This is a genomic window from Bradyrhizobium sp. (assembly GCF_035309285.1).
In the GTDB taxonomy this organism is placed as follows: Bacteria; Pseudomonadota; Alphaproteobacteria; order Rhizobiales; family Xanthobacteraceae; genus Bradyrhizobium.
In genome coordinates this window covers 1-3,747 of the sequence record NZ_DATGFH010000009.1, presented here as the reverse complement: position 1 = coordinate 3,747, position 3,747 = coordinate 1, and the positions used below count along the sequence as shown (strand labels likewise).

Annotated in this window: 6 protein-coding genes and 1 pseudogene; 4 read left to right on the top strand and 3 right to left on the bottom strand. The window is 61.8% G+C overall.

All coding sequences use genetic code 11. The annotated features are described in order from the left end of the window. Positions 1-219: 219 nt before the first annotated feature. Both VKR55_RS04090 and VKR55_RS04085 read left to right on the top strand, forming a co-directional pair. Positions 220-900 carry a lectin gene (locus VKR55_RS04090; RefSeq protein ID WP_324399955.1) on the top strand — a complete coding sequence of 227 codons (681 nt, stop codon included), beginning with the start codon at positions 220-222 and terminating at the stop codon, positions 898-900. Positions 901-1,021: 121 nt separating this feature from the next. Further along, positions 1,022-1,726, top strand: coding sequence for a glutathione S-transferase (locus tag VKR55_RS04085; RefSeq protein ID WP_324399953.1), 705 nt, complete (start codon positions 1,022-1,024; stop codon positions 1,724-1,726). A gap of 171 nt (positions 1,727-1,897) precedes the next feature. Here the strand turns inward: VKR55_RS04085 and VKR55_RS04080 are convergent, their stop codons facing one another. Next, entirely contained in the window at positions 1,898-2,257 is a 360-nt protein-coding gene (locus VKR55_RS04080) for a GFA family protein (RefSeq protein WP_324399951.1), read from the bottom strand. Positions 2,258-2,376: 119 nt separating this feature from the next. Between VKR55_RS04080 and VKR55_RS04075 the strand changes: the two genes are divergently transcribed. Beyond that, complete coding sequence (locus tag VKR55_RS04075; RefSeq protein WP_324399949.1) at positions 2,377-2,703, top strand: ArsR/SmtB family transcription factor; 327 nt, start codon at positions 2,377-2,379, stop codon at positions 2,701-2,703. Then, a complete protein-coding gene (locus VKR55_RS04070; protein WP_324399947.1) occupies positions 2,703-3,164 on the top strand; it encodes an SRPBCC family protein in 462 nt (153 codons plus the stop codon). Before VKR55_RS04075 ends, VKR55_RS04070 begins: the two co-directional genes overlap by 1 nt. Positions 3,165-3,224: 60 nt before the next feature. Here the strand turns inward: VKR55_RS04070 and VKR55_RS04065 are convergent, their stop codons facing one another. After that, positions 3,225-3,392: a hypothetical protein gene (locus tag VKR55_RS04065; RefSeq protein WP_324399944.1), complete on the bottom strand. Its 168-nt coding sequence runs from the start codon at positions 3,390-3,392 to the stop codon at positions 3,225-3,227. A 144-nt stretch (positions 3,393-3,536) separates the two neighbouring features. Beyond that, positions 3,537-3,747 (bottom strand): annotated as a pseudogene (locus tag VKR55_RS04060) (hypothetical protein); the annotation flags it as partial.

Sequence of the window (3,747 nt, the reverse complement as noted above, 5' to 3'; positions counted from 1 at the left end):
GAGGTCTGGACCTTCGTGAGGCCGCGCGGCGGCGACTGGATGCTCTCGGCGATCCAGCAGACCAATTGACCTCTGGATCGGCTAAGGAACAAAGGCGTCGCAGTTCCGCGGCGCCTTTTTCGTGTGCGCCGGTCCATGCCGGAATAAGCGTAGGTGCCGTGTGTTGAACGCTGTGCCTGCGCCCAAATCGGAAACGGCAATCGTCCAGTGGAGGAACAGATGAGCTTTCCCGTGAAGACCGTCTCAGCCTGTGTTGCATTTGCCTGCGGACTTCTGATGGCTGCGCCTGCTTCGGCGCAATCCGCCAACACCACCTTCTTCCTGACCAGCCACGGCATCGGCAATGGCGGCAATCTCGGCGGTGTCGCCGGCGCGGACAATCACTGCCAGACGCTGGCACAGGCGGCCGGCTTCGGCGCGCCCAAGATCTGGCACGCCTATCTCTCGACCCAGGCCGCCGACGGCAAGCCCGCCGTGAATGCGCGCGACCGCATCGGCAAGGGGCCGTGGCAAAACGTCAAAGGTGCGATGATCGCAAAGGACGTCGCCGACCTTCACAGCGCGGGCAATAATCTGACCAAGGAGACCGCGCTTACCGAAAAAGGTGAAGTCAACAACGGCATCGGCGACAAGCCGAACCGGCATGATGTGTTGACAGGCTCGCAGCCGGACGGCACCGCCTTCGGACCCGATCAGGATCGCACCTGCAAGAACTGGACGAGCAGCACGCAAGGGGCGGCGATGGTCGGTCATTCCGACCGCAAGGGCCTGCGCGACGACGATGTATCAAGATCGTGGAATTCGTCGCATCCCTCGCGCGGGCCGGATGGCGGTTGCTCGCAGAACGATCTGAAGAGCACCGGCGGCGATGGGCTGTTGTACTGCTTCGCGGTGAATTGACGCCGCTGCGACTAGCACCCCCTTGGCATGGTCCGGGCTCGACAAGGCCGAAGAACGATTGTTTTCTCGGTTCGTTGTCGGACGTGGGCCGTTGAGGCCGTGAAAGGACCGGGATCGTCAGATGAAATATGAATTGTATTACTGGCCCTATATTCAGGGCCGCGGCGAATATGTCCGGCTTGCGCTGGAAGATGCGGGCGCCGCCTACGTCGACGTGGCGCGCGGCAGTGGCGGCACGAGCGCGATGATGCGCATGATGGGAGAGGGCGCGACGCCGCCGTTTGCGCCGCCGTTCCTGAAAGCGGGCAAGCTCGTGGTCGGTCAGACCGCGAATATCCTGCACTACCTCGGCGCGCGTCATGGCCTTGCGCCGAAGACCGAAGCGAGCAGGCTATGGGTGCACCAGCTCCAGCTCACCATCACCGATCTCGTGCTGGAGATTCACGACACCCATCATCCACTCGGGCCCTCGCTCTACTACGAGGATCAGAAGGCGCCGGCGAAGAAGCGCACCGATGAATTCTGGAACGAACGCGTGCCGAAATATCTCGGCTATTTCGAGGACCTGGTGAAGGGCAATGGCGGCTTCTATGTCACCGGGCGGCGCATCACCTATGTCGACCTCTCGCTGTTCCAGATCGTGGAGGGCCTGCGCTATGCGTTCCCGAAGCGCATGAATGCGTTCGAGAAGAAAATCCCCCTGCTCCTGGCCCTGCGCGATCGCGTCGCCGCGCGGCCGAAGATCAGGGCCTATCTCGAAAGCGAGCGCCGGATTCCTTTCAACGAGGACGGCATCTTCCGCCGCTACAAGGAGCTGGATTTGTAGTTGGCTCGATCGCCGCCGCTTGCCTTACCTCTCCCCAGCGGGGAGAGGTCGAATTGCGAAGCAATTCGGGTGAGGGGCGCTGACCCACGAGAGAGTGTAACCCCTCACCCGGATTGCATCTAGCGATGCAATCCGACCTCTCCCGATGGGAGAGGTCGACTCGCGACAACGTTATCGGTTTCTCCCGTCGATCGGCGTCATCGCCAGCTTGGCCAGCTCGATGCCGTCGATACAGCTCACATTCACCGCCACCACCGCGGTCCCGTCGGTCTTCTGGCCGCGCGCGAACACGTCGACGCCGCAATCCTTGCAGAGCTGATGGCGGATGGCGTGCTTGTTGAAAAGATATTCCTTCAGGTTCTCCTCGCCGGCGCGGAGCTGAAAGCTCTTCGGCGAGAGAAAGGTGAAGTGCAGCCCTTTCTTGGTGCAGATCGCGCAGTTGCATGCGGTCACCATCGCTAGATCCGTGGTGCACTCGAACCGCACCAGGCCGCAATGGCAGCCGCCGGTAAAGTTCCTTTCGTCGGGCATAGGTCTGCTCTCCTTCGCCGCGCAGCGTATCAAGCTCGCGGCATTTTCCGGCAAGTTTGCGGCGCGGTTTCGCGCAGGGGTTTGTTGACAGATGCATAAGTATTTGCTTATATATTGCCATGACCTCTGCTGCACAACTGACTGTCGTGATGAAGACGCTGGCTGATCCCACGCGGCGGGTGGTGTTCGAGCGCATCGCTGATCATCCCGAGGTCGCGGCCACCGCGCTGGTGAAGGGGCTGAAAGTGTCGCAGCCGGCAGTGTCGCAGCATCTGCGCGCGCTGCGCGAGGCCGGTCTCGTCGCGGAGCGCCGCGACGGACGGCACATCTATTACCGCGCGGCGCCGAAGGGGCTTGCGCCGCTGATCGACTGGCTCAGCTACTACGAGGCGTTCTGGCGCGAGCGCTTCGAAAATCTGGAAAAATTGCTGGAGGAAGACGAGTGATGAGTGAGAAACATGCGATCGTTGTCGAGAAGGTGCTGCCCTATCCGCCGGAAAAGATCTGGCGCACGCTCACACGCAGCGACTTGATCGCGAAATGGCTGATGCCGAACGATTTCGAGCCGGTGGTCGGCTATCGCTTCACCTTCAGGACCAAGCCTTTGGGCGACTGGGATGGCATCGTGCATTGCGAGGTCTTGCAATGCGATCCGCCGGTCTGCCTGCGCTATTCCTGGAAAGGCGGCTCGGACTCCAATCCGGATTATGGATCGCGCCTGATCTCCGAGCTGACCTGGACGCTGACCGGGGTCGACGGCGGCACACATCTGAAGATGGTGCATGACGGCTTTGTCTTCCCGGGCAACCGCTTCGCCTATGACGTGATGGGCCCGGGCTGGGTCAAGGTGATGGATGCAATCACGCGCGTGACCGCGGACGCGCCCCGCGGAGTCTCGGCGGCGTAGAAACTTTTATTGGCGCATGATCTTTTCGGAAAACCGCTGCACACTTTTCCGGATCATGCGCTAGGCGAGCTGATCGACCCGCGTGCCCTGTCCGGGCGGCAGTGGCGGTTTTGGCGGCGGCTGATAGGTGCTGTTGTCGCCGTTGCTGCTCGCCGCTGTCTGTGGCTTGGAATCGCCCGAAGAGACCTGCGTCGTCGGGGCGGTGGCTGAAACGCTGGAAACGTCCATGGGTCGGATCCTCTGCTGTGCCGACCGTGACCGGCTTCTGTCAAAGGCCGGTGAAATCAATCGCTAAAATGCGAGCGATTTGTGTGGGCGCCCCGCCCATGGTGAACACGGAACTCACGCCGCGGCCTGCGGCGATCGCTTCTTCTATTGATCGAGCCCGCGCCGGACCACGATCGACGCATCCTTCCTGGTGCGCGTGCACTGCATGTCGAGTCTTTTATAGCGCATGGTGATGTTGTTGCCGCGCAGGATGCCCATGCGCTTCAGGCAGCGCGAGGTGCCCTTCGCGGTATCGTCTTTCGGCAGCGAGAAGATCACGGCCGCGGCAGACCCAATGAGGTCGAAGAAGGCCGGT